Genomic DNA, 22,439 nt, shown 5'->3' with positions numbered 1-22,439 from the left:
CCGTCACGAGCGAAGGCGAGGCAAGGCGCAGGCTTTCGAGGAAGCGGAGTTTACGAGCCGTAAATGAGCATTCCGAGAAAGACTGCAACGCCGCCTCGGCGAGCGCAGTAGGTCGTGAGTTACCACTTCCCATAGGTGCCTTCCTTCAGCGCATCATATAGGTTCGCTGCGTTGTGCTCTTCGCCGTCGTAGACCACCTTCTCGTCGCCGGCAAGCTCCAGCGTCTCGCCGTTCTCCAGCTCGAACACGTAGGTGGTGTTCTTGAGGTCGTCCTCGCGCACCAGCACGCCCTGGAAGGCTTCCGGGTTGAAGCGGAAGGTGGTGCAGCCCTTGAGCTTGCTCTCGTAGGCGTCCAGGTAGAGATCCTTGAACTGCTCGAAGGGAAACTCGGTGGGCACGTTGACCGTCTTGGAGATGGCCGAGTCGACCCAGGCCTGGGCCGCCGCCTGCACCGCCACGTGCTGCGTCGGGGTCACCGCATCGGCGGTGATGAAGTAGTCGGGCAGGTCGCTCTCCACCGCGTCGCTGGCGATGAAGTGGCGGTAGGCGGCCAGCTCGAATGAGACCACTTCCACCTGCTCCTTGGTTTTCTTGCCCGACTGGATCACGTTGCGGAAGTAGCGGTGCGAGAACGACGGCTCGATGCCGTTGGAGGCGTTGTTGCCCAGCGACAGAGAGATGGTGCCGGTCGGCGCGATGGAGCTGTGGTGGGTGAAACGCGCACCGTGCTCGGCCAGCGCCGCGACCAGCTCCGGCTCCACCTCGGCGACCTTCTGCATATAGCGGCTGTAGCGCGCGTGCAGGATGCGCCCCGGCACCTTGTCACCGATCTCGTAGCCGTCCTTCGCCAGCTCGGGACGCTCGCGCATCATCTTCGGCGTGATCTCGAAGTCCTCGGCCAGTATCGGTGCCATGCCCTTCTCGCGGGAGAGCTCCAGCGCCTGCTTCCAGCCCTCGATGGCCAGGTTGCGGCTCACCTCCTCGGTGAAGGCCAGCGACTCGGGCGAGCCGTAGGGGATCTTGAGCATGGTCAGGGTCGAACCGAGGCCGAGGAAGCCCATGCCGTGACGGCGTTTGGCTTCGATCTCGCGGCGCTGGCCGTCCAACGGCAGGCCGCTGATCTCGACCACGTTGTCGAGCATGCGGGTGAAGATCGCCACCACCTGGCGGTAACGCTCCCAGTCGAAGCGCGGCTTCTTGCCGAAGGGATCGATGACGAAGCGGGTCAGGTTCACCGAGCCGAGCAGGCAGGCGCCTTCCGGCGGCAGGGGCTGCTCGCCGCAGGGATTGGTGGCGCGGATCTCTTCGCAGAACCAATTGTTGTTCATGCGGTTGACCTGGTCGATCAGGATGAAGCCCGGCTCGGCGAAGTCGTAGGTGGAACGCATGATGGTGTCCCACAGCTCGCGCGCCTTGATCACCTCGACGATACGACAGGCGACGCGGCCCTCGGCGTCGACGCTATAACCCTCCTCGATCACCGGCCAGTCGCGGTAGATCAGGTCCTCGGGCTTGATGTCGTCCTTCTCGCCGCCGTGCAGCGGGAAGGCCAGCGGCCAGTCGGCATCGTTCTTCACCGCCTCCATGAATTCGTCGGTGATCAGCAGCGAGAGGTTGAACTGGCGCAGCCGGCCGGCCTCGCGCTTGGCCTCGATGAACTGGCGCACGTCGGGGTGGCCGACGTCGAAGGTGCCCATCTGGGCGCCGCGGCGACCGCCCGCCGAGGCCACCGTGAAGCACATCTTGTCGTAGATATCCATGAACGCCAGCGGGCCATTGGTGCCGGCACCGGCGCCAAACACGAAGGCGCCCTTGTGGCGCAGGGTGGAGAACTCGTAACCGATGCCGCAGCCCGCCTTGAGCGTCATGCCGGCATCCACCACCGAGGAGAGGATGTCGTGCATGGAATCACGGATGGTGCGCGAGACGGTGCAGTTGATCAGGCTCACCGCCGGCTTGTAGTCCTCGGCGCCGGCGTTGGACATGATGCGCCCGGCGGGAATGGCGCCGTGCTCCAGCGCCCAGCGGAACTTGGGCAGCCACTCGCCGGCCTTGTCGCCTTCCACCGCGGCCAGGGCCCGCGCGACGCGTTCCCAGGTCGCTGCCACGTCCTTGTCGACGGGGCGTCCATGACGATCCTTGAGCCGATACTTGGAGTCCCAGATATCGCGTGAGGGCACTTGCATAGGCACCTCGTGGGATGTCTTGACGGCCTTGGTGGAAGTACTCATGCAGGGATCTCCAGTAAGGGTCAAAAGTTCAAATCGTTCAACGTTCCTGGCGCGCCATGCGCTCGAAGCGCGCCAGCCATTCGCCTAGCCGGCCCTGGGCCAACCCTTCCTCGCGGCCATCCAGCAGGTTCTTGACCATCAAGCCGAGCTCGATGTCGCCCTCGATCACCAGCCGGCGCTGGAAGAACAGCGCATCGGGGTCCTCACGCCGGGTCGCCAGGCACAGGAACTCGCGCCAACCACCGCGAATGGTGGCCTCGCCCGCATCCTGGGTGAGCCTGAAACGCTCCCCTTCGAGGGTCAGCGTCAGCGCCACGCCCAGATCCTCAACGTGCAGCGAGATCCGGCGGCCTTCGAGCGCATCGAATTCGCCCTCGGCCAAGGGCTCGGCGAAGGTGCGGTTGAGCAGCGGTTCGATCAGCTGGCGTTTCACCCTGAGCGGAACGCGTGGGTCGATGGCACGGATCAGGCGTGGCGGCGCGGGCGGGCGTGGCAAACGCGACAGGGACAACGGCAACATGGCGACTCTCCGATGGTGCGAACCAGTGGATTCGGCGCGGCCAAGGGCGGCCACGAAACCGTTCATCCTAAGCTCGACACCGCCCGCCTGCACTGATATGCGTCAAGCCCGAGTCAGTGCCCCGTTACCGGGGCCTTGGCTACCATATATAGCCAAGAGAGCCGGATCAAGCACCACATCTAGATTTTATTTTTAACGCTAGCTCTTGCATTACGGTAACTATTTGATCCCCAAACGACGCGCCAGCTTGTGCAGGTTGCTGGGGTCCACAGAGAGCCCCCGGGCGGCATTTGCCCAGTTGCCGTCGCATGCCGCCAGCGCCTGGCGAATGGCCCGTCGCTGGGCGGATTCGACCTGATTGCGCAGCGGCTGAACGATACCGGGGCGCGCTTCAGGCTCGCTCTCCTTGTCCTCTGCGGCTTTCAACGCTAAGGCACCGGGCAAGTCGAGCCACTCTGGCTCGAGGGTAACGATATCGTCACGTCGGGCGCCGTGGCCCAGGGCCTTGATCGCCGCCCGGCTGATGACGTGCTCCAGCTCTCGGACGTTGCCTGGCCAGGCATAACCGAGCAGCGCCGCTTCGGCCTGTGGTGACAGGCGCAGGCTGCGTACGCCGAGCCGGGCGCGGTTGATCTCGAGGAAGTGGCCGGCCAGCACCAATACGTCGCTATCGCGCTCGCGCAGCGGCGGAATCGCCACCGGATAGACCGACAGGCGATGGTAGAGATCGGCGCGGAAATAACCGTCGCGCACGCCATCGGCCAAGTGGCGATTGGTGGCGGCGATGATACGCACGTCGACCCGGCGCGGGGTGTCCTCGCCCAGGCGCTGGACTTCCCCGTTCTGCAAGGCACGCAGCAACTTGGCCTGGATCGCCAGCGGCAGCTCGCCCACCTCGTCAAGGAACAAGGTACCGCCGTCGGCGGCCTCGAAGCGTCCCGCACGACCTGTCGTGGCCCCCGAGAACGCCCCCTTCACGTGACCGAACAGCTCGCTCTCGGCCAGCGTTTCGGGCAGCGCTGCACAGTTGACCTGCACCAGCGGCTGATCACGGCGCGGGGAGCGCTGGTGCAAGCGCCGCGCGAACAGCTCCTTGCCCACCCCGGTCTCGCCACTGAGCAGCACCGGCAGGTCCGATTCCGCCACCACGTCGATTTCCCGCAACAGCCGCTGCAGTCCAGCGCTATGACCGAGAATTTCGCCACCTTCACCAGGCTCGGCATGGAAGACCGCGCCATGGGGCGCCATACGCAGCGCGCGCACCTCCTGTTCCAGGCGCGAGACACGCACGGCGGCTTCGATCAGCAGCGCATAGCGCTCCAGCACCGTGCGCGACACCTCATCGAAGGTGCCGGCCATCAGCGCATCCAGGGTCAGCACACCCCAGGGCTCCCCTTCCACGTGCAAGCTGATCCCCATGCAGTCGTGCACGTGCAATGGCTCGCCCGGCTGCTGCTCGACCAGGCCATCGTAGGGATCGGGCAGGGTCGAGTCGGGGGGGAACAGGGTCGAGCGACGGCTGGTGAGAATGGCAGCCAGGCGCGGGTGGCGGGCCACCTCGAAGCGTCGCCCCAGCGCTTCACGGACCAGTCCCTCCACCGCTACTGGCGCCAGTACGTCCTCTTGCAACCGCAGCAGACATACTGCTCCACAGCGAAACCCCTCACGTAGGGTACGCACCAAGCGCTGCAACCTCACGGCACTGGGCAGGTCGGCGGTGAGGTCGGCTAGAAGGGAATCGTCAAGCATGGTGATAAATACCATCACTGGGTTTATATAACCCTAACAAGACAGGGTATTTTTTACCACATAAACTGTAGGCAGCTGAAACTCAAGGAGAATGCAATCTGGCACGCTGCTTGCTCTAGCAGGGTGTCATCCCATTATCCGAGGCACACCGCATGAACCTGCTCGAACAGACCGTTGGCCGTATCGCCCTGTCACTGCCCGGCGCCACCCGTATCTTCCACACTCATAACATCGACTTCTGCTGCGGCGGGCGCATCAGCCTGCGCCAGGCCGCCGAGCGTGCCGGCCTGCATGTCGACCGGCTCGTCGCCGAACTCGAGGCACTGCCGGCCGCCAGCAGCGAGCAACGCGATTGGCGTGACGCCAGCAACGACGAGCTGATCGATCACATCCTGACCCGCTACCACGACGTGCACCGCGAGCAGCTCCCCGAGCTGATCCGCATGGCGCGCCGAGTCGAGCAGGTCCACGGTGAACGCGACAGCTGCCCACGCGGCCTGGCCGACCTGTTGCTGGTGATTTACCAGGAAATGGAGAGCCACATGCAGAAGGAGGAGCAGATCCTGTTCCCGATGCTGCGCCGCGGTATGGGTGCCCAGGCCCAGGGGCCGATCGCCGTGATGCGCCATGAGCACGACGATCATGGCGAGAACCTGGAGCAGGTGATGCTGCTCACCGACGACATCACCCCGCCCAAGGGAGCCTGCACCACCTGGCGTGCCCTCTATACCGGCCTGCGCGAATTTCGCGAGGACCTGATGGAGCACATCCACCTGGAGAACAACCTGCTGTTCGAGCGCGCGGTCTGACCTAAGCGCACTCCGCCGCCGGCCTTGCCGACGGCGGGTTCCAGTCTCCATCCCTGTATAAAGGAGTCCCCATGCGCTTCTGGAAACGCGCCCCGACCTCAGCGAGCGCCGCTTCGCCATGCGCCTCTGCCACTTCGAGCGAAGAACGCGAGCATATGCAGGCAAGAATCGATGCTCTGGAAGCCGAGCAGCGACTCCATCAGCACCTATTCGCTAACCTCACGGGGTTCGGCGATTCCATGGTGGCGCTGCGTGAATCTTTCTCCGAACTCTCCGGCCTGCTGGTGAGCAATAAGCGCATCACCGACCATACCGCCAGCGAGTCATTGCAGAGTCAGGAGGCACTCAATGCCATGGTCGAGGCGCTACGCGAACTCAATCAGCGTATTGGCCGAGCCGCCGAGGACGTCTCTTCGCTGCGAGGCGACGCCGATCGCATCGACAACTTCGTTCACCTGATCGAGGAGATCTCGCTGCAGACGACGCTGCTGGCGTTCAATGCCAGTATCGAGGCCGCCCGCGCCGGCGAGACCGGCCGGGGCTTTGCCGTAGTGGCAACAGAAGTGCGTGAGCTGGCCACTCGCACCGGCTCCGCTACCGAGGAGATAGGCAGTCTCACCGATAATATTCTCGGCCAAACCGGCAGCGTGGATACCCGTATGCATCACAATGCCAGCGAAGCCGAGCGCCTGAGCTGCGAAGCCAACCGCGTGATGCAACGCACCGAGCAGTTGCTGAACCTGACCCGGGAGAGCAGCCAGGCGCTGGCCTTCTCCGCCATGCTCAGCGAGGTGGAACTGGCCAATCTGGAGGAACTCGAGGTCAAGCTGGAGGTATATCGCATTCTGATGGGTCTATCATCGAAGACCGCCGAGGAACTCCCCGACGAAACCCAGTGTGCGCTGGGGCGCTGGTACTACGAAGGCAGCAGCAGTGCGCGCTTCCGTAGCGACGAGGATTTCCAGGCGCTGGAGGCACCCCATCGGGAAGTACATCGCCAAGCGATACAGGCAGTCAGCCTGTTCCATGCCGGCGAGACCGAAGCAGCGATGCAGGCACTGGCCAGGATGGAGGCCGCCAACCTCGACGTGATGAAGCGGTTGCGCTACATCATGCGGAAGTACCGACCCCAGGATAGCCAGGCGACTGCATCCCCGGAAAAGACTGTCGCGTTACCCGTACCTGCCTGAACGATCCCATGCTCCTATACACATGACGGCACCCGAGGGTGCCGCCCTGCCTCAGTCCGTGGCCTGAGCCTCGTCGAAGCAATCAGACCGTACGCGAGAACCGTCCCTCGTTGGGCTTCAGGTAAGCATCGAAGGCCATCGCCATGTTGCGCATCATCAGGCGGCCGGCGGGCCGCACTTCGATGGCCCCGTCCTGGATCGACAGCAGGCCGTCCGCCTGCATTTCCGCGAGCTCGCCGAGCGCGTCGGCGAAGTAGTCGCGGAAGACGATGTCGTGGCGCGCCTCGATGGCGGCGAAGTCGATGCGGCCGTGGCACATCAGGGCGTTGATCACGTCACGGCGCAGGCGGTCGTCGTCGTTGAGACGATAGCCGCGCATCACCGGCAGCCGCCCCGCCTCGAGTCGCGCCTGGTACTGGGCGGTCTCCTTGACGTTCTGACTGTAGCTGTCGCCGACCTTGCCGATGGAGGTGATGCCCAGGCCGATCATGTCGCAGTCGGCGTGGGTGGAGTAACCCTGGAAGTTGCGCTGCAGGGTGCCGCTCTCCTTGGCCAGGGTCAGCTCGTCGTCGGGCAGGGCGAAGTGATCCATGCCGATATAGACGTAGCCGGCCGCCGTCAGGCGGCGAATGGTCAATTCCAGCAGTTCCAGCTTACGCTGCGGCGGCGGCATGTCCTGGGGGCGAATCAGCCGCTGGGCCTTGAACAGCTCCGGCAGGTGCGCGTAGCTGTAGGCGGCGATACGATCCGGGCGCAGGGCAATGATCTTGTCGAGGGTGGCATCGAAGCTCGCCACCGTCTGCAATGGCAGGCCGTAGATCAGGTCCACGCTGACTGACTGGAAGTCCGCCTCCCGCGCCGCAGCCACCAGCTCGATGACCTGCTCCTCGCTCTGGACGCGATTGACTGCCTTTTGCACATCAGGGTCGAAGTCCTGCACGCCGAAGCTCAGGCGGTTGAAGCCGAGGTCGTGGAGCTCGTGGATCTGTGCCGGCGTGACCGTGCGCGGGTCGACTTCGAGAGAGAACTCGCGCTCGGCGGGGGAGGCAAAATGGAAGGCCTCGTCGAGGGCCGCCATCAGCTCGCCGAGCTGGGCATTGCTCAAGTAGGTCGGCGTACCGCCACCCAGGTGCAGCTGGGTCATGCGCCGCGTTTCGTCGAACAGCGCACCCTGCACGCGAATCTCCTGCTTCAGCCACTCGAGATACTCTGCGGCCCGCTCGGTGTTGTGGGTGATGATCTTGTTGCAGGCACAGTAGTAGCACAGGCTCTTGCAAAACGGGATGTGCACGTAGACCGACAGCGGCTTGGGCGAGGCGACGCGGTTGCTGCGCTCGGCGGCGGCGCGATAGTCGTCCTCGGCAAAGGCCGCATGGAACTGGGGCGCCGTCGGGTAGGAGGTGTAGCGCGGCCCGGGGCGGTCGTATTTCTCTACCAATGGGCGATTGAACAGCTGATCGTCTTGCATGATCGAAAACGGCCTCTTGAAACCTCGGCATGGAGCGCGCCATGCCCGTTGCCCGTGAGTATGACATCGGCTACCGGTGTCGTCTCGACAGCTCGCCGCTCTCTTGTCCCGAGTCAAGTTTCCCCAGAACGCGCTGCGACAACCTGTCTGCCCACAAGCCCGACCACATGACAACCCGGCAGGCTACCAGCAGCCAGCCCAGACTCCAGGCCAGGCCCGAGCCCCACAACAGCAACAGCCAGCCGCTGCCGGCCTCGATCGCCCACAGGCGCAGCACCGCCGCCACGGCGAACAGCCCGGCCAGCGGCAGCCAGGCCCACTCCCGTTCGGGATGCTGCTTGGCGCGCAGTATCACATGGCGCAGCATGATGGCGCTGGCCAGGGTACCCAGCGCCCCCACGGTGAAGGCATGCAGCGCCGTGCTGGCATGCTGTGGCGCCCACCAGCTGCGCGCCAGCAACAACAGCCCGATGGCAAGCCAGCCATAGCCCAGCAGCAACACCTGCAGGTCCGGTCTTTCGGAACAGTGCCTTGGCCTCCAGCCACGGATGCGCCACAGCACCAGCAGGCCCGCCGCCAGCACCAGCAGCGCCGCCAGCGGCCGCAGCGTGGCCCACAGCATCAGGAACGGTGCCAGCCCCAGCAGCACGATCAGCGCGGCCTCGACACGAGGCTGTACGCCTGCACCGTACAGCCGGAACTGCCTTGCCAGATAGCCGTTGACCGCCGGCGCAATGACACGCCCACCCATGAAGGTCATCAGCAGTACCAGCCACAGCACGCTCTGATGCATCAGCGGGGCAGTGGTTGGCATGCCATCGAGATAACGCCAGGTCAGCGTCACGACGGCCAGCAGGCAGATCATCCCCAGCAGTGGCGAGAGCAGCCGGTTGCGCCACTTCTTTGCGGCAAGGAAGCGCGGTACCAGGCGCGCGGCCACCCAGAGGGCAAAGCCACCATCTGCCAGTGAAGCCACCAGCGCACCGGGCCACTCCAGCACGCCCAGCCGCCCTGCCAGCCACAGTGCCACCAGCATGAGAAGCTGCCGCTGCGGTACTGGCCCCAACAGGTAGCCTGCAATGACTGCCAGGGCGAAACCGAACAGCATTTCCCGCGCATGGGCAGCCGGCGTCGCCAGTTGCACCGGAGCCCACCCGTGGTAGAGCGCCAGCAACGAAAGCGGCACCATCAGGGCAGCATGCAGGGCCGCCAACGGAAACAGCCAGCGCCAGGCAGGGAGGCGCTGATGTGCGACTTCGGGCATCGACGCGTGATTGAGCTTTGCAAAGTTTTTAAACATGTATATAAAATACTATTTAGTTTCATCACGGGAAACCATGCGCAGAACCAAGTCACAAGAGCAGAGCGAGGTTGCCATGAGAGACGCCCTGGCACGCCTGTGCTGGCGTATGCTGGCCTATGGCTGCATCGGCCTGGGCACCGCCGGGCTGGTGGTGCCACTGCTGCCGACCACGCCTTTCCTGCTGCTCGCCGCCTGGGCAGCACCCAAGGGCTCGCCACGTCTGGCACGCTGGCTGCGGCACCACCCTCGTCTGGGCCCGCCGTTGCGTGCCTGGCAACGGCAGCGGGCCATTGCCAGGCCAGCCAAGCGCCTTGCCACGGTACTGTTGTTCCTGAGCTGGCTGGTATTATGGCTGGGCGGCGCACCTGTCCCGGTACTAGGCGTAACAGCGACCCTCTTCTGCTGTGTGGCCCTTTTCACCTGGACGCGACCCGATGCCACACCTTTGGGCAGCGAACGCCACGATACGCGTACTGCTATGATAAGAAGGATTTAGCGTACATAAATTGTTGCTTATCAAGCCAAAGCCGGACTTGCCATGCACCTGACTCGCTACACCGACTATGCGCTGCGTGTGCTGATCTACCTCGCCGTCAAGGGTGAGGAGCGCGCCACCATCCACGAGATTGCGGAAAGCTTCGGCGTGTCGCGCAACCACCTGATGAAGGTGGTCCAGGATCTCAGCCACCGGGGGTACATCACCACCATCCGCGGCAAGAATGGCGGCATGCTGCTCAATCGCTCCCCGCAGGAGATCTCCCTGGGCGCGCTGGTGCGCGACACCGAGCACGAACTCGGCCTGGTGGAGTGTCTCCGCGACAGCAACGAGTGCATCATCACGCCGGCCTGCCGGCTCAAGCCGATCCTCAACGAGGCACTAGGCGCCTTCCTGGCGGTGCTGGACCAATACACCCTGGCCGACATGCTGGGCAAGCGGCAGCCACAGCTTGCCCGCTTGATGCAGATCCCGATAAGCGCCCCCTAGATATGCCAAAATCCATTTGGCTTTGCATCGAGGCCAGGCCCAAAGAGGTTCTACCCAGACCCGACTGGCCCCACCGTGACCGCAAGTATCAGGAGAAAACCATGAAGAAGTTTACCGCCGCCCTGTTCGCTGGCGCCGCCGCCCTGGCGTTCGCCGCCACTGCCCAGGCCGAGCCCGATGGCGAAGCGATCTACAACCAGGCCTGCATGGCCTGCCACATGACCGGTGCCGCCGGTGCACCGATCAAGGGCGATGCCGATGCCTGGGCGCCGCGTCTGGAACAGGACATGGACACTCTCTATGCCCACGCCATCGACGGCATCGGCGCCATGCCACCCAAGGGTGGTCACATGAACCTGAGCGACGAGGAAGTGAAGGCTGCCGTCGACTTCATGCTCGAACCGGTGCTCTAACCTCCTCTACCGTTCGGTAGCAGACCCACCTCAGGCGGGGCATCGAGCCGACTCCAGGCGACATGCCTCGCCGCTGCCTTCCCCCCGTGCTGCCGCACCGCAGCACCCCAAAGCGACTACCTCGTTGGGGTTACTCCCTCGAACTTGATACACGTCACACCGTCCATGACCCAAGTCAATTAAGGACTGGCAGTCAGCTGGCATGATGGCAGCAGGTAGCAAAGATTCATTTCACATGCCTGTTAATACCTGTCGTCTCTCACGTTTACTGCGACGGGTACGCAATAAGGAACGCCCATGCCCACCCGGCGCAGCCCGCTCTCTTCTCTAGCCCAGACTTGGCTGTTCGGCCTGCTGATGCTGCTCGGCCTGCCCGCCCTGGCCTTCGAACTGTCACAGGTGCAAGCCGGATTCCCCGATGCCACGCGCCTGGCCGATGCCGAGGGAGAACTGCCGGCCACAGCCGTGTATGCCGGAGAGACACTGCTGGGCTACGCCTTCGAGACGCAGGACATCACGCCCATCCCGGCCTACTCGGGCAAGCCGATCAACCTGCTGGTGGGCATCGACCTGGAGGGGCGGATCACCCAGGCCACCATCCTCGGCCACGAGGAGCCGATCATGCTGGTGGGCATTCCCGAACAACGCCTGGTGGACTATGCCGACGCCCACGCGACGCATCATGTCAACCAGCGCCTGCGCGTTGGCGAAAACCTCGATGCCATCTCCGGCGCCACGGTGACGGTCGTGGTGCTCACCGAGACGGTAATGCGCGCTGCCCGCCGGGTCGCCGCCGAGCAGGGCCTGATCGACGACCCGCTGGCCACGCCGCCCGCCGAGGTGCGCCACGACGTGTTCGAGCCCGCCGCCTGGGAAACCCTGGTCGGCGACGGCAGCGTGCGACGCATGCATCTGACCCATGGCGAGATCGACGAGGCCTTCATCGGCACTGCCGCCGAGGCCTACGCCAGCGGCGCCGATCCCGACAGCACCTTCATCGATCTCTACGTGACCTACCTCAACGCCCCTACCACCGGCCGCAACCTGCTCGGTGACGTGGTGTACGAACAGATGATGGAGCGCCTGGAAGAGGGCGAACACGCCATCGGCGTGATGGCCCGCGGCGACTACTCGTTCAAGGGCTCGGGCTACGTACGCGGCGGCATCTTCGACCGACTGGAACTCAGCCAAGGCAACACCAACGTCACCTTCCACGACAGCGACCACCGCCGCATCGTGCGCCTGGCCGTCGACGGCGCCCCGGCACTGACCGAACGCGACATCTTCGTGATCCGTGAGAATGCCCGGTTCGATCCTGGCGAGCCGTGGGAGCTGGGGCTACTGGTGCGCCGCGCCGCGGGGCCCCTGGAAACCGAGTTCGTGCGCTTCAACGCCCACTACAGCATTCCCGAAGCCTACATCGAGCGGCCCGAACCGCTGGTGGAAGAGGCGCTGTGGGTGCAGGTGTGGCGCGACAAGACCTTCCAGATCGTGGTGCTGGGCGTGGGGCTCGTCGTACTGACCGCCGTCATGCTGTTCCAGGACGTGCTGGTGCGCTATCCCCGTGTGTTCGCCCCGCTGCGTGTCGGCTTCCTGGTCTACACCGTGGTGTTCATCGGCTGGTACTCGCTGGCCCAGCTCTCGGTGGTCAACATCCTGACCTTCGTCCATTCGTTGATGGGCGGCTTCAGCTGGGAGTCGTTCTTGATCGACCCGATGATGTTCATCCTCTGGTCGTTCGTGGCGGTGACGCTGCTGATGTGGGGCCGCGGTGTGTTCTGTGGCTGGCTGTGTCCCTTTGGCGCCATGCAGGAGTTGATCAACAAGGCGGCGCGCAAGCTCAAGGTGCCCCAGCTCGAGATCCCCTTCGCCCTGCATGAGCGGCTGTGGGCGATCAAGTACATCATTCTGCTGGCGCTGTTCGCGGTGTCGCTGCACTCGCTGGGCCAGGCCGAGCGCTACGCCGAAGTGGAGCCGTTCAAGACCGCCGTGACCATGCGTTTCCAGCGCGACTGGGCCTTCCTGCTCTACGCCCTGGGTTTGCTCGCCATCTCGGCGTTCACCCACAAGGCCTACTGCCGCTATGTCTGCCCGCTGGGCGCCGGGCTCGCCATTCCTGCACGCCTGCGCCTGTTCGACTGGCTCAAGCGCCATCGCGGCAGCTGCGGCACGCCCTGCCAGATCTGCGCCAACGAGTGCGAAGTACAGGCCATCCACCCCGACGGCCGCATCAACGCCAACGAGTGTCACTACTGCCTGGATTGCCAGGTGACCTACCACGACGACCGGCGCTGTCCGCCGATGGTCAAGCGCCGCAAGCGCTTCGAGAAGGCGGCCCGCGCCTCCTCCGGGGCGAGTGGCGACCTTTCCCCGGCCAACGCTGCGCAGGGCAGCCAGGCCAACTTGCAGCGCATTCCCACCCTCCAGGAGGAGTGAACCATGAGTAACAAGCACGACCACATCAAAGACCTCAGCCGGCGGCACTTCCTGCGCAACAGCGCAGTGACTGGCGTGGCCGGGGCCGGCCTGGCCGGCGGCTTCGGCGCCGGCGCCCTGATGGGCAGCCGGCCCGCCGAGGCAGCTGCCAGCGGCGAGCACAGCGTCGCCCCGGGCGATCTCGACGAATACTACGGTTTCTGGAGCGGTGGTCACTCCGGCGAAGTGCGCATCCTCGGCATTCCCTCCATGCGCGAGCTGCTGCGCATCCCGGTATTCAACGTCGACAGCGCCACCGGCTGGGGCATCACCAACGAATCCAAGCGCGTGCTGGGCCCGAATGCCCCGCTCAACGGCGACACCCACCACCCCAAGGTGAGCTATACCGACGCCCGCTACGATGGCCGCTACTGCTTCATCAACGACAAGCTCAACACCCGTGTCGCGCGCATCCGTCTCGACATCATGCGCGCCGACAAGATCATCGAGGTGCCCAACGTGCAGGCCATCCACGGCCTGACGCTGCAGCGCGTGCCGAAGACCGAGGACGTCTTCGCCGTGGGTGAGATGATCATCCCGCAGCCCAACGATGGCCGCCACCTGGACGATCCGTCCCAGTACTGGACCATGATGACCTGCATCGATGCCGACACCATGGAGGTCAAGTGGCAGGCGATCGTCGACGGCAACCTCGACAACTGCGACACCGACTACACTGGCCGTTTCGTTGCCGCCTCCTGCTACAACTCCGCCCGCGGCATGACCCTGCCGGAAATGATGGGCCCGGAGCGCGACTGGACGGTGTTCTTCGACGTACCCGCCATCGAGCAAGCGGTTGCCGCCGGCAACTACACCACCATCGGCAACTCCGCCGCCCCCGTGGTGGATGCCCGCCAGCAGGCCCATGAGGGCCGCAACCCATTCGCCCTCTACGTGCCGACTCCACGCAGCCCCCACGGCGTCAACACCATGCCGCCGGAAGGCAAGTACTGTGTGGTCAGCGGCAAGCTCTCCCCGACCTGTACCGTGATCGAGTGGTCGCGCGTCGCCGAGTGGTTCGACGGCAACCTGGACGACCCGCGCGATACCGTCGTCGCCGAGCCGGAAGTGGGCCTGGGGCCGCTGCACACCACCTACGACAACCGCGGCAACGCCTACACCTCGCTGTTCCTCGACAGCCAGGTGGTGAAGTGGAACGTGGAGGACGCCATTCGCGCCTACAACGGCGAGGAAGTGAACTACATCCGCGACCGCATCGACGTGCACTACAACATCGGCCACCTCAAGGCCTCGCTGGCCTGTAGCCGCGACGTCGACGGCAAGTACCTGTCGGCCTTGTGCAAGTTCTCCAAGGACCGCTTCCTGCCGGTAGGCCCGATGCACGCCGAGAACGACCAGTTGATCGACATCTCCGGCGAGCAGATGAAGCTGGTACACGACGGCCCGACCTACGCCGAGCCCCACGATGCGCTGATGATCCGTGCCGACCAGCTCAACCCGGCGCGCATCTATAGCCGCGACGATCCGTACTTCGCCGAGACCGTGGCCATGGCCCAGGCCGATGGTGTCACCCTGGAGCGGGACAACAAGGTCATTCGCGACGGCAACAAGGTGCGCGTCTACATGACTTCCGTGGCGCCAAACTTCGGCACCACCGAGTTCCGCGTGAAGCAGGGTGACGAAGTCACCATCGTCGTCACCAACATGGACACCATCGAGGACGTCAGCCACGGCTTCGCCCTGGTCAACCACGGCATCAACATGGAGATCCATCCGCAGCAGACCTCCTCGGTGACCTTCGTGGCCAACAAGCCCGGCGTGCACTGGTACTACTGCAGCTGGTTCTGCCATGCCCTGCACATGGAGATGTCCGGCAGAATGCTGGTGGAAGCGTGAGGTAACCCGGCCGGCCCCTCGGGGCCGGCCACAGGCTCTGTCTGAAAAGTCGACGGGCACAGGCACTTTTCGGACAAAGCCTGGCAATGCACGAGGTGACCGTGATGCAACATACTCTTCTTTCTTTCCTGGGTGGCTGCGCCCTGCTGCTGACGGCGACCTTCGCCTTCGGCGAGCTGCGCATCGAACCCGGCGACGGTCCTCTCCAGTCTCATATCGATACGGCCGCACCCGGCAGCGAGCTGACGCTTGCCCCAGGCATCCATACCGGCGGTATCCAGATCGACAAGCCCTTGACCCTGCGCGGCGAGCCCGGCGCCATTCTCGACGCCGAAGGTAGCGGCGACGTAATACGCGTGCGTGCCGAAGACGTGCACATCGAAGGGCTGACCCTGCGCAACTCCGGCTTCAACCTGACCGAGATGAACGCCGGCATACATGCCGAGCGCGGCGCCCATCGCATCCACGTCGAGAATAACGCCATGGAGAACGTGGCCTTCGGCATCTGGCTGTGGCACCTGGAAGCACCCAGCGTGATCGGCAACCGTATCGTCGGCAACACCGCGGTGCGCTCCCAGGACCGCGGCGATGCCATCCGCCTGTACCACATCGACGGCGGTCTGATCGCGGACAATGACGTGCGCGACGCGCGTGATGCCATCTACGTCGATACCAGCCGCGACCTGACGTTTCGCGGCAACCGTCTGCGCGACTCGCGCTTCGGCATCCACTACATGTTCACCCACGGCGGCAAGATCGTGGGCAACCACACCAGCGGTACCCGCGCCGGTTACGCGCTGATGATGTCGCGCGACCTCGAAGTGGTGAACAACCGCTCCGAGCGCGACATGAACTACGGCATCCTGATGAACTACGTCAACTACAGCACCATCGCCGGCAACCGTATCAGCGGCATCACCGCCTGGCACGGCCCCGGCGGCAGCGAGCACGGCGTCACGCTCGGCGCCGAGGGCAAGGCGTTGTTCATCTACAACTCCCAGAGCAACGAGATCCACGGCAACCGCCTGGCCGACAGCGAACTCGGCATCCACCTCACCGCCGGCTCCGAGAACAACCGTCTTTATGACAATGCCTTCATCAACAATCGCCAGCAGGTGATGTACGTGGCGACGCGCTCCCAGGAGTGGTCCCGCGATGGCCGCGGCAACTACTGGAGCGACTACCTGGGCTGGGACCTGGCCGGTGACGGCATCGGCGACACCCCCTACGAGCCCAACGACGCCGTCGACCGCCTGCTGTGGCGCCACCCCGAGGCGCGCCTGCTGCTGCACAGCCCCGCTGTCGTCGCACTGCGCTGGGTACAGCGCCAGTTCCCCATCTTCCGAGCCCAGGGCGTGCAGGACAGTGCGCCGCTGATGCATGCTCCCGACCTTGGAGAGGCCCAATCATGAATGCGGTCATCGAATGCCACGGGCTGACCAAGCGCCACGGCGACCTCACCCGCCTCGATGCCCTCGATCTAACGGTCAAGGAGGGCGAGGTGATGGCCCTGCTGGGCCACAACGGCGCCGGCAAGACCACTACCATGAAGCTGATCCTGGGCCTCATCTCACCCAGCGCCGGCACGCTCTCGGTGCTCGGCGGCGCACCGGACGGCCCCCATGCCGAGACGCTGCGCCGCCACCTGGGCTACCTGCCCGAGAACGTCAGCTTCTACGAGCAGTTGAGCGGGCGCGAGGTGCTCGCCTATTTCGCCCGACTCAAGCGCGTCGACCGCCGCCAGGTCGACGGCCTGCTCGAGCGGGTCGGCCTGGGTGACGCCGCCAAGCGTCGAGTCAAGACCTACTCCAAAGGCATGCGCCAGCGCCTTGGCCTGGCCCAGGCCCTGCTCGGCGAGCCGCGCCTGCTGCTGCTCGACGAGCCCACCACCGGGCTAGACCCGGCAGCCACCCGCGATTTCTACGAGACGGTGCGCGAGCTGCGCGAGCGCGGCTGCACGGTGCTGCTCTCCTCCCACGTGCTACCCGGCGTGGAACCTTATATCGACCGCGCGCTGATTCTCGGCGCCGGCCGGCGCCTGGCGCTGGGCAGCCTCGAGGAGCTGCGCCACGAGGCGTCGCTGCCGCTGACCATTCGCGCCAAGGGCCGCTGGCCGGGCATCGACTGGTCGCAAGGCTGGGAGGACACCCGCATCGCGCCGCGACACCTCAACGGCTCCGCGCTGGAGCTGGGTGTGCACCCCTCGGCCAAGATGAGTGCGCTGCGCCGCCTGACCGGCACGCCGGGTGTCGAGGACATCGACGTGCTGCCGCCGACACTGGAGCACCTCTATGCGCACTTCTCGGCACCCGTAGCAGCGACCTCCTTCAATCCCGACAAGCGAGACGCCCCATGAACACCGCCCTCATCGTCGCCCGCAAGGAGTTCCAGGACGGCCTGCGCAACCGCTGGGTGCTGGCCATCGCGCTGATCCTCGCCGCCCTGGCCGTCGGCATCGCCTGGTTCGGCGCTGCCGCCAGCGGTGGCATGGGCTTCACCTCGCTGGCCACCACGGTGGTCAGCCTGTCGACCCTGGCGGTATTCCTGATCCCGCTGATCGCCCTGCTGCTGGCCTACGACGCCGTGGTCGGCGAACAGGAAGCCGGTACCCTGCTGCTGCTGCTCACCTACCCGTTGAGCCGCACCTCGCTACTGCTCGGCAAGTTCCTCGGCCACGGCCTGATCCTGGGTGCCGCCACGGCGCTCGGTTTCAGCGTCGCCGGCGCGGTGATCGCCTTCGCCGCCGAGGGCGTGGCGCTCGGCGAGCTGGTGGCAAGCCTGGGACTCTTGATCGTCAGCAGCGTGCTACTCGGATGGGTGTTCATCGCCTTCGCCTACCTGATCAGCGTGTGGGTCAGTGAGAAGGCCCGGGCCGCCGGGCTGGCGCTGGGCGTGTGGTTCCTCTTCGTACTGGTGTTCGACCTCGGCCTGCTGGCGCTGCTGGTCAGCGTGCAGAGCGGCGGAGACTGGCTGCCCTGGCTGCTGCTGCTCAACCCCACCGACGGCTTCCGCCTGATCAACATGGTCGGCTTCGAGTCGGCCCAGGCCTATACCGGCGTGACTGCCATCGCCCAGGGCAGCGCCTTCAACGTCGGCTGGCTGCTGCTGATCCTGGTCGGCTGGGTCGTCGTGCCGCTGGGGCTCGCCGTGCTGCGCTTCCGCCACCATTCGGCCTGAGCGCCAAACCGGAGATATTCAGATGATTCGCGTCACTCTCGCCGTTCGCACGCTTGCCTTTACGGCGGCCCTGCTGCTGGCAGGCTGCGGCGGCAATGAAGAAAAGCCCCTCGCCGCGGCCCAGCCGATCACCGACGGCGATAGCTGCCACGTGTGCGGCATGTTGATCAGCGAGCTGCCCGGACCCAAGGGCCAGGCCTACCTGAACCGCGACGATGCCGTACGCAAGTTCTGCTCTACCGCCGACCTGTTCGCCTTCCTGCTGCAGCCGGAGAACGAGAGCCGCCTCAGCCACGCCTGGGTCCACGACGTCGCCGTCACCCCCTGGGGCCAGCCGGCCGACGATGCCTTCATCCTGGCCAGTGACGCCTGGTACGTAGCGGGGCATACCCAGCGCGGCGCCATGGGACATACCCTGGCATCGTTCAAGGAGCGCCATCACGCCGAGGTTTTCCGCGACACCCATGGCGGCGAAGTGCTGGCCTTCGGCGATATCGACCTGGAGCTCCTGACCGAGCTCGCCCGCGCCGATGCCAGCATGCAGCACAACGGCGGCATGCCTGGCCAAGGCGACGCACACGGCCACTGACAGGCGCCACGCCGGCTCTACCCTTGCTCGGGGCGGAGTCGGCGCACTCGGCGCAGCGTGCTACCATCCGGGGCTCGTCGTTCAGGAAACCGGCCATGTCCTCGACCCACCACTCTCGTTTTCGCTCCCGTCTTGCCTGGCTTCTGCTGGCCGCCGCACCGCTGGCCAGTGCCACCAACTACAACGTCGGCGATGCCGAGCAGCACGAACTCTGGCACTCGGTGGCGCTCACGCTGGGCGATGAACGCCACTTTCGCGCGCTCGAACAGCACAGCTACAGCGACGCCATCCTGAGCGTCAACTACACCGCCGGGGTGTGCGACCTGCCCTGGCTCGAGGTGCGCGTCGAACTGGAGGAACATCAGCCGGAGAGCCGTGTGGCCAACCTGGTGCCCGGCGACCTGCGGGTCGATTACGCGACCATCCACAGCGGCATGGCGGAGTTCATCACCCAGCGCGGCGACCGCGGCTTCTACGTCAACTTCTACCTCGACGAGCTGGACCTGCTGATCGACGAGATGCGCAGCGGCGAAACCCTGCGGCTGCGCTTCGATCGCGGCGACGAGGACTACTGGTTCATGAGCTTCGAACTGGCAGGCGCCGATGCGGCCATCGACCGCGCCGAACGGCTGTGCGAGGCGGCCAGCTGATGGCGGTACTGCTGTTTCGGCTGGCCAACGTCACCGAGGAGGAAGCGTGGGAGGTGCGCCGGCTGCTCGACGAACACGGCTTCGACACCTACGAGACCCATGCCGGCTTCTGGCGCCTGGGCGTCGATGCCATCTGGCTACGCGACGCCTCGCAACTGGACGCGGCGCGCGAGGTGCTCGAGCGCTACCAGATCGAGCGTCAGGAGCGGGTGCAGCGAGAGCATGCCGACCGGGTAGAGCGCGGCGAGGCCCCGACCCTGTGGCAGCGCCTGCGCCATCACCCCGTGCAGGTGCTGCTGGTGGCGCTGGCCGTCGTGGCCATGCTGGCCCTGACGCTGGTGCCCTTCCTGGGCCTGATCTAGCTTCCGCTTACCACGCTGCGGTATCAGCGCAGCAGCCGCGTATCGAGGTACTCCACCGAGAGATAGTCCTCGAAGGCCCAAAGGCGCACGAAGCGGCCACGCTCGCGCCCCTCGCTGCCGTCGCCGCCCCACACGGTCAGGCTGTCCGGCTCCTGCGGCATCCCCGCCTTGAGCTGCTCGAACCACCATTCGGCCATCTCCGCTTCCCACGGCTGGCCGTACTCGGCCTCGAGCCGGGCCTTCACGATCGCGTAGTCCTCCACATTGGGGTGAAACGCCACCACCAGGGCGAGCCGATCGCTGCCCGCCGGGAAGACGTAGCGCAGGTCCGTTTCCGGCTCGCCGTCCACCTGCAGTTCACCGTCGATGATGAGGTCGTCGTCCTCGGTTTGTCGTATCTCGACGTCGGCCACGCCATCGCTATCCAGATGCGCCATCACCTCTTCGGAGGACATCCCGAACTCGGCGCTGCGATAGCCATCGGGGCCTTGTGCGGCCGTGGCGGCGCCGGCCCAGGCCAGTGCCAGCGAGGCCAGAAGCCCGCCGAAAAGCGCTGCGGATCGTGTGAATATCGCCATGGAAATTCCTCCAGGTCACTCTTGCTACGCTTGATGGTCACTCTGCCACGACGTGGATCACGCCGCGCATGTCGCGGCTCGCGTGGGGCTGGCAGTGGTATTCGAAGGTACCGGCCGCATCGAAGGTGCGCTCCCAGCTCTCCCCGGGGAAGAGGCGCCCCGAGGCGACCCCGTCTTCAGGAAAGTAAACGTCGTGACTGGTGCGCTTTTCGACGCTGACCCAGCGCACCGTGGTGCCCACGGTTACCGCGAGTTCGGCGGGGTGGTAACCATAGTCGCGCATTTCCACCTCGACTGTCTCTTCCTGGGCCTGGACCGCCCCGCCAAGCAGGGCGGCCAGAAGGGCGGTAGCGAGTACCGGCCTGCGCCGCGCGATCACCGCGAGACCCGCGTGGCATTGATCTCCACCCGATCCTCGTCGAAGTCGCCGGGGATAGTGGCGTCGAAGGCCAGACCGAGCTGCCAGGAGACGTGGTGGAAGCGCGAGTCGGCGTGATCGTCGTGCAGCGCCACGTTGAAGCTGTACCTGTGGTCGGTGGCGAGCGGCTTGTCGCCTTCCTGTCCGGTACGCAGGGCGCGGGTCAGGTAGGCGGTCCACACACCGTCGGCCTCTTCGGCACTGAACACGATGGCCTCGCTGTCGGAGAAGTGGCGTTCATCGAGGACATAGCCCGACTCGACGGTACCACTGCCGCTGTTGAAGCGCGCCAGGTCGAGGTAGACCCCGCCGCCCAGCAGCTCGGCGATCTCCGCTTCGTCCTTGAGCTTGTCCCAGCCGCCGCGCGGAGCGCCGCGCCGACCGCGTACCTCGATCTCGGTACGGCTCTCGCTCAGGTACTTGGTGACGCCGTTGCCGCTCATCAGGTCGAGCCGCTCGGCGAGTTCGCTGGCCGCCAGCGCCTCGCCTTCCGGGGCGTCGGGCATGTAGGCGGAATCATGGTGGCAACTGGCCCAGCAGCCGCCGCGGTCGGCCATGTCGACGCGCTCGTCGGAGAAGCTGACGGTGAGCTTCATGGGGTTTTCCGGGTCCAACATGCCACCTTCCACGAAGGGCAGCGGGGCGTGTTCTCCGGCTTCCCACTGGAAGCGCATGAACAGGTAGTCGTCGTCGAACGAGGCCTGCACGGTCATCGGCACGTGGCCACGCTTGTCGCCCAGGTCATAGGTCTCGATCTTCTCGGCGCTGGTGGCAAGCGCACCGATCTGCTCTTCCTCGCCCTGGTGACACCAGATGCAGCGGTCGCCGAAGCTGAAGGCGCGGCCACCGCCGTGAGCGCTGCCATCCTGGATCCACTCGATGGACGCCTGGCCGGGCAGGAACAGGGTGATGTCGAGCGCAGGCACGTCGGACCAGTCGAGCGTAGCGGCGATGTCGCCCTCGACGCTCACGGCCTCGCCCAGGTCCTCGGCTTCCAGCGGCAGCTCGGGCTCACTGCGCATGCCGTCGGTCACCGGCTCGTCATGCTCGAAACGGTAGGCCCATACCGGCGACTCGTCCCACTCCTCGGGCAGCTGGTGGGCGATGCCCTGGTGGCACTCGATGCAGGTCTGGCCCTGCTCGAAGGCGCGGCCATGCTCGCGGGCGGCCCGGGGCGCCTGCTGCTCGAGATCCATGGCCGACCAGTCGTGGCAGTTGCGACATTCGCGAGAATCGGTGCGCAGCATCGAGCGCCAGACGTTTTCGGCCAGTTGGATACGCTTGGCCTCGAACTTCTCCTTGCTGTCGATGGTGCCCAGCATCCAGTGCCATACCTCGCGGCTGGCCTCGATCTTGCGGATCATCTTCGGCCCCCAGGCATTCGGCACGTGGCAGTCGGAGCAGGTCGCCCCCACACCGGTCGAATTCTGGTAATGGGGGCGGTCGAGGTACTCCTCATGCACCCAGCTCATTTCATGGCAGGCCGTGCTGCAGAACCTGAAGCTGTTGGTGGCTTCCATTACGGTATTGAAACCGCCCCAGAATATGATGCCGGCCACGAAGAAGATCATGGCGGCGCCGAGCGAAGCCCCCATGATCGTGATCCTGCGCCAGTTGCGTAGACGCTTCACCATGATGTCAGTCTCCCCGAATTTTCATGACGCC

The 22,439-nt window shown here is 65.3% G+C and carries 21 protein-coding genes; 13 read left to right on the top strand and 8 right to left on the bottom strand.

All coding sequences use genetic code 11. The features are described 5' to 3' along the window. Window positions 1-119 precede the first annotated feature (119 nt). The 3 genes from ACUY1T_RS09950 to norR all read right to left on the bottom strand — a co-directional run bounded on the left by ACUY1T_RS09950 (window position 120) and on the right by norR (window position 4,500). Entirely contained in the window at window positions 120-2,231 is a 2,112-nt protein-coding gene (locus tag ACUY1T_RS09950) for an adenosylcobalamin-dependent ribonucleoside-diphosphate reductase (RefSeq protein ID WP_446022328.1), read from the bottom strand. Window positions 2,232-2,268: 37 nt separating this feature from the next. Further along, a complete protein-coding gene (ubiT, locus tag ACUY1T_RS09945) occupies window positions 2,269-2,751 on the bottom strand; it encodes a ubiquinone anaerobic biosynthesis accessory factor UbiT (RefSeq protein ID WP_446022326.1) in 483 nt (160 codons plus the stop codon). A 219-nt stretch (window positions 2,752-2,970) separates the two neighbouring features. Next, the gene (norR, locus tag ACUY1T_RS09940; protein ID WP_446022325.1) at window positions 2,971-4,500 is read right to left on the bottom strand and encodes a nitric oxide reductase transcriptional regulator NorR; all 1,530 of its coding nucleotides are present in this window, start codon (window positions 4,498-4,500) and stop codon (window positions 2,971-2,973) included. Between the two features lie 152 nt (window positions 4,501-4,652). Here norR and ytfE point away from each other — a divergent pair, with 152 nt between their 5' ends. Together ytfE and ACUY1T_RS09930 are read left to right on the top strand one after the other, a co-directional pair. Next, window positions 4,653-5,309 (top strand): iron-sulfur cluster repair protein YtfE, encoded by a 657-nt coding sequence (gene ytfE / locus ACUY1T_RS09935; protein ID WP_446022323.1) that lies wholly within the window; start codon window positions 4,653-4,655, stop codon window positions 5,307-5,309. Window positions 5,310-5,380: 71 nt separating this feature from the next. Next, window positions 5,381-6,499 carry a methyl-accepting chemotaxis protein gene (locus tag ACUY1T_RS09930; protein ID WP_446022321.1) on the top strand — a complete coding sequence of 373 codons (1,119 nt, stop codon included), beginning with the start codon at window positions 5,381-5,383 and terminating at the stop codon, window positions 6,497-6,499. A gap of 82 nt (window positions 6,500-6,581) precedes the next feature. Here ACUY1T_RS09930 and hemN read toward each other — a convergent pair whose 3' ends face one another. Beyond that, complete coding sequence (gene hemN, locus ACUY1T_RS09925; RefSeq protein ID WP_446022319.1) at window positions 6,582-7,967, bottom strand: oxygen-independent coproporphyrinogen III oxidase; 1,386 nt, start codon at window positions 7,965-7,967, stop codon at window positions 6,582-6,584. A 70-nt stretch (window positions 7,968-8,037) separates the two neighbouring features. Beyond that, complete coding sequence (locus ACUY1T_RS09920; protein WP_446022318.1) at window positions 8,038-9,231, bottom strand: NnrS family protein; 1,194 nt, start codon at window positions 9,229-9,231, stop codon at window positions 8,038-8,040. Window positions 9,232-9,343: 112 nt separating this feature from the next. On the opposite strand from ACUY1T_RS09920, the gene ACUY1T_RS09915 reads away from it, so the two are divergent. The 11 genes from ACUY1T_RS09915 (at window position 9,344) to ACUY1T_RS09865 (ending at window position 19,778) form a co-directional block, all read left to right on the top strand. Beyond that, complete coding sequence (locus ACUY1T_RS09915; protein ID WP_446022317.1) at window positions 9,344-9,766, top strand: YbaN family protein; 423 nt, start codon at window positions 9,344-9,346, stop codon at window positions 9,764-9,766. 42 nt (window positions 9,767-9,808) lie between these two features. After that, on the top strand, window positions 9,809-10,255 hold the full coding sequence (locus tag ACUY1T_RS09910) for an Rrf2 family transcriptional regulator (RefSeq protein WP_446022315.1): 447 nt from the start codon (window positions 9,809-9,811) through the stop codon (window positions 10,253-10,255). Between the two features lie 101 nt (window positions 10,256-10,356). Next, window positions 10,357-10,668 carry a c-type cytochrome gene (locus ACUY1T_RS09905; RefSeq protein WP_446022313.1) on the top strand — a complete coding sequence of 104 codons (312 nt, stop codon included), beginning with the start codon at window positions 10,357-10,359 and terminating at the stop codon, window positions 10,666-10,668. Window positions 10,669-10,965: 297 nt separating this feature from the next. Next, entirely contained in the window at window positions 10,966-13,104 is a 2,139-nt protein-coding gene (gene nosR / locus ACUY1T_RS09900; RefSeq protein WP_446022312.1) for a transcriptional regulator NosR, read from the top strand. 3 nt (window positions 13,105-13,107) lie between these two features. Further along, the gene (gene nosZ, locus ACUY1T_RS09895) at window positions 13,108-15,000 is read left to right on the top strand and encodes a TAT-dependent nitrous-oxide reductase (RefSeq protein WP_446022311.1); all 1,893 of its coding nucleotides are present in this window, start codon (window positions 13,108-13,110) and stop codon (window positions 14,998-15,000) included. Window positions 15,001-15,104: 104 nt separating this feature from the next. Beyond that, a complete protein-coding gene (locus tag ACUY1T_RS09890; RefSeq protein ID WP_446022309.1) occupies window positions 15,105-16,412 on the top strand; it encodes a nitrous oxide reductase family maturation protein NosD in 1,308 nt (435 codons plus the stop codon). Beyond that, window positions 16,409-17,356, top strand: coding sequence for an ABC transporter ATP-binding protein (locus tag ACUY1T_RS09885; protein WP_446022308.1), 948 nt, complete (start codon window positions 16,409-16,411; stop codon window positions 17,354-17,356). The genes ACUY1T_RS09890 and ACUY1T_RS09885 overlap by 4 nt, the downstream gene beginning before the upstream one ends. Then, complete coding sequence (locus ACUY1T_RS09880) at window positions 17,353-18,177, top strand: ABC transporter permease (protein ID WP_446022306.1); 825 nt, start codon at window positions 17,353-17,355, stop codon at window positions 18,175-18,177. The genes ACUY1T_RS09885 and ACUY1T_RS09880 overlap by 4 nt, the downstream gene beginning before the upstream one ends. Window positions 18,178-18,199: 22 nt before the next feature. After that, window positions 18,200-18,766: a nitrous oxide reductase accessory protein NosL gene (locus ACUY1T_RS09875; RefSeq protein WP_446022304.1), complete on the top strand. Its 567-nt coding sequence runs from the start codon at window positions 18,200-18,202 to the stop codon at window positions 18,764-18,766. Window positions 18,767-18,861: 95 nt separating this feature from the next. After that, on the top strand, window positions 18,862-19,416 hold the full coding sequence (locus ACUY1T_RS09870; protein WP_446022303.1) for a hypothetical protein: 555 nt from the start codon (window positions 18,862-18,864) through the stop codon (window positions 19,414-19,416). Next, complete coding sequence (locus ACUY1T_RS09865; protein ID WP_446022301.1) at window positions 19,416-19,778, top strand: DUF6164 family protein; 363 nt, start codon at window positions 19,416-19,418, stop codon at window positions 19,776-19,778. The genes ACUY1T_RS09870 and ACUY1T_RS09865 overlap by 1 nt, the downstream gene beginning before the upstream one ends. A 23-nt stretch (window positions 19,779-19,801) precedes the next feature. Here ACUY1T_RS09865 and ACUY1T_RS09860 read toward each other — a convergent pair whose 3' ends face one another. Genes ACUY1T_RS09860 through ACUY1T_RS09850 form a run of 3 tightly spaced genes read right to left on the bottom strand, consistent with a single transcriptional unit; the run spans window position 19,802 to window position 22,408 of the window. Next, window positions 19,802-20,356: a hypothetical protein gene (locus ACUY1T_RS09860; protein ID WP_446022299.1), complete on the bottom strand. Its 555-nt coding sequence runs from the start codon at window positions 20,354-20,356 to the stop codon at window positions 19,802-19,804. A 37-nt stretch (window positions 20,357-20,393) separates the two neighbouring features. Further along, window positions 20,394-20,735, bottom strand: coding sequence for a cupredoxin domain-containing protein (locus ACUY1T_RS09855; protein ID WP_446022297.1), 342 nt, complete (start codon window positions 20,733-20,735; stop codon window positions 20,394-20,396). Then, on the bottom strand, window positions 20,732-22,408 hold the full coding sequence (locus ACUY1T_RS09850) for a NapC/NirT family cytochrome c (protein WP_446022295.1): 1,677 nt from the start codon (window positions 22,406-22,408) through the stop codon (window positions 20,732-20,734). The genes ACUY1T_RS09855 and ACUY1T_RS09850 overlap by 4 nt, the downstream gene beginning before the upstream one ends. Window positions 22,409-22,439 lie beyond the last annotated feature (31 nt).

Source organism: Billgrantia sp. Q4P2 (assembly GCF_052806135.1).
This window is presented reverse-complemented; position numbering and strand designations above follow the sequence as displayed.

Bases quoted from the DNA above. Each gene is read 5' to 3' on its own strand.
- ACUY1T_RS09950 (WP_446022328.1), bottom strand. From the start codon at position 2,231: ATGAGTACTTCCACCAAGGCCGTCAAGACATCCCACGAGGTGCCTATG.
- ubiT (WP_446022326.1), bottom strand. From the start codon at position 2,751: ATGTTGCCGTTGTCCCTGTCGCGTTTGCCACGCCCGCCCGCGCCGCCA.
- norR (WP_446022325.1), bottom strand. From the start codon at position 4,500: ATGCTTGACGATTCCCTTCTAGCCGACCTCACCGCCGACCTGCCCAGT.
- ytfE (WP_446022323.1), top strand. From the start codon at position 4,653: ATGAACCTGCTCGAACAGACCGTTGGCCGTATCGCCCTGTCACTGCCC.
- ACUY1T_RS09930 (WP_446022321.1), top strand. From the start codon at position 5,381: ATGCGCTTCTGGAAACGCGCCCCGACCTCAGCGAGCGCCGCTTCGCCA.
- hemN (WP_446022319.1), bottom strand. From the start codon at position 7,967: ATGCAAGACGATCAGCTGTTCAATCGCCCATTGGTAGAGAAATACGAC.
- ACUY1T_RS09920 (WP_446022318.1), bottom strand. From the start codon at position 9,231: ATGCCCGAAGTCGCACATCAGCGCCTCCCTGCCTGGCGCTGGCTGTTT.
- ACUY1T_RS09915 (WP_446022317.1), top strand. From the start codon at position 9,344: ATGAGAGACGCCCTGGCACGCCTGTGCTGGCGTATGCTGGCCTATGGC.
- ACUY1T_RS09910 (WP_446022315.1), top strand. From the start codon at position 9,809: ATGCACCTGACTCGCTACACCGACTATGCGCTGCGTGTGCTGATCTAC.
- ACUY1T_RS09905 (WP_446022313.1), top strand. From the start codon at position 10,357: ATGAAGAAGTTTACCGCCGCCCTGTTCGCTGGCGCCGCCGCCCTGGCG.
- nosR (WP_446022312.1), top strand. From the start codon at position 10,966: ATGCCCACCCGGCGCAGCCCGCTCTCTTCTCTAGCCCAGACTTGGCTG.
- nosZ (WP_446022311.1), top strand. From the start codon at position 13,108: ATGAGTAACAAGCACGACCACATCAAAGACCTCAGCCGGCGGCACTTC.
- ACUY1T_RS09890 (WP_446022309.1), top strand. From the start codon at position 15,105: ATGCAACATACTCTTCTTTCTTTCCTGGGTGGCTGCGCCCTGCTGCTG.
- ACUY1T_RS09885 (WP_446022308.1), top strand. From the start codon at position 16,409: ATGAATGCGGTCATCGAATGCCACGGGCTGACCAAGCGCCACGGCGAC.
- ACUY1T_RS09880 (WP_446022306.1), top strand. From the start codon at position 17,353: ATGAACACCGCCCTCATCGTCGCCCGCAAGGAGTTCCAGGACGGCCTG.
- ACUY1T_RS09875 (WP_446022304.1), top strand. From the start codon at position 18,200: ATGATTCGCGTCACTCTCGCCGTTCGCACGCTTGCCTTTACGGCGGCC.
- ACUY1T_RS09870 (WP_446022303.1), top strand. From the start codon at position 18,862: ATGTCCTCGACCCACCACTCTCGTTTTCGCTCCCGTCTTGCCTGGCTT.
- ACUY1T_RS09865 (WP_446022301.1), top strand. From the start codon at position 19,416: ATGGCGGTACTGCTGTTTCGGCTGGCCAACGTCACCGAGGAGGAAGCG.
- ACUY1T_RS09860 (WP_446022299.1), bottom strand. From the start codon at position 20,356: ATGGCGATATTCACACGATCCGCAGCGCTTTTCGGCGGGCTTCTGGCC.
- ACUY1T_RS09850 (WP_446022295.1), bottom strand. From the start codon at position 22,408: ATGGTGAAGCGTCTACGCAACTGGCGCAGGATCACGATCATGGGGGCT.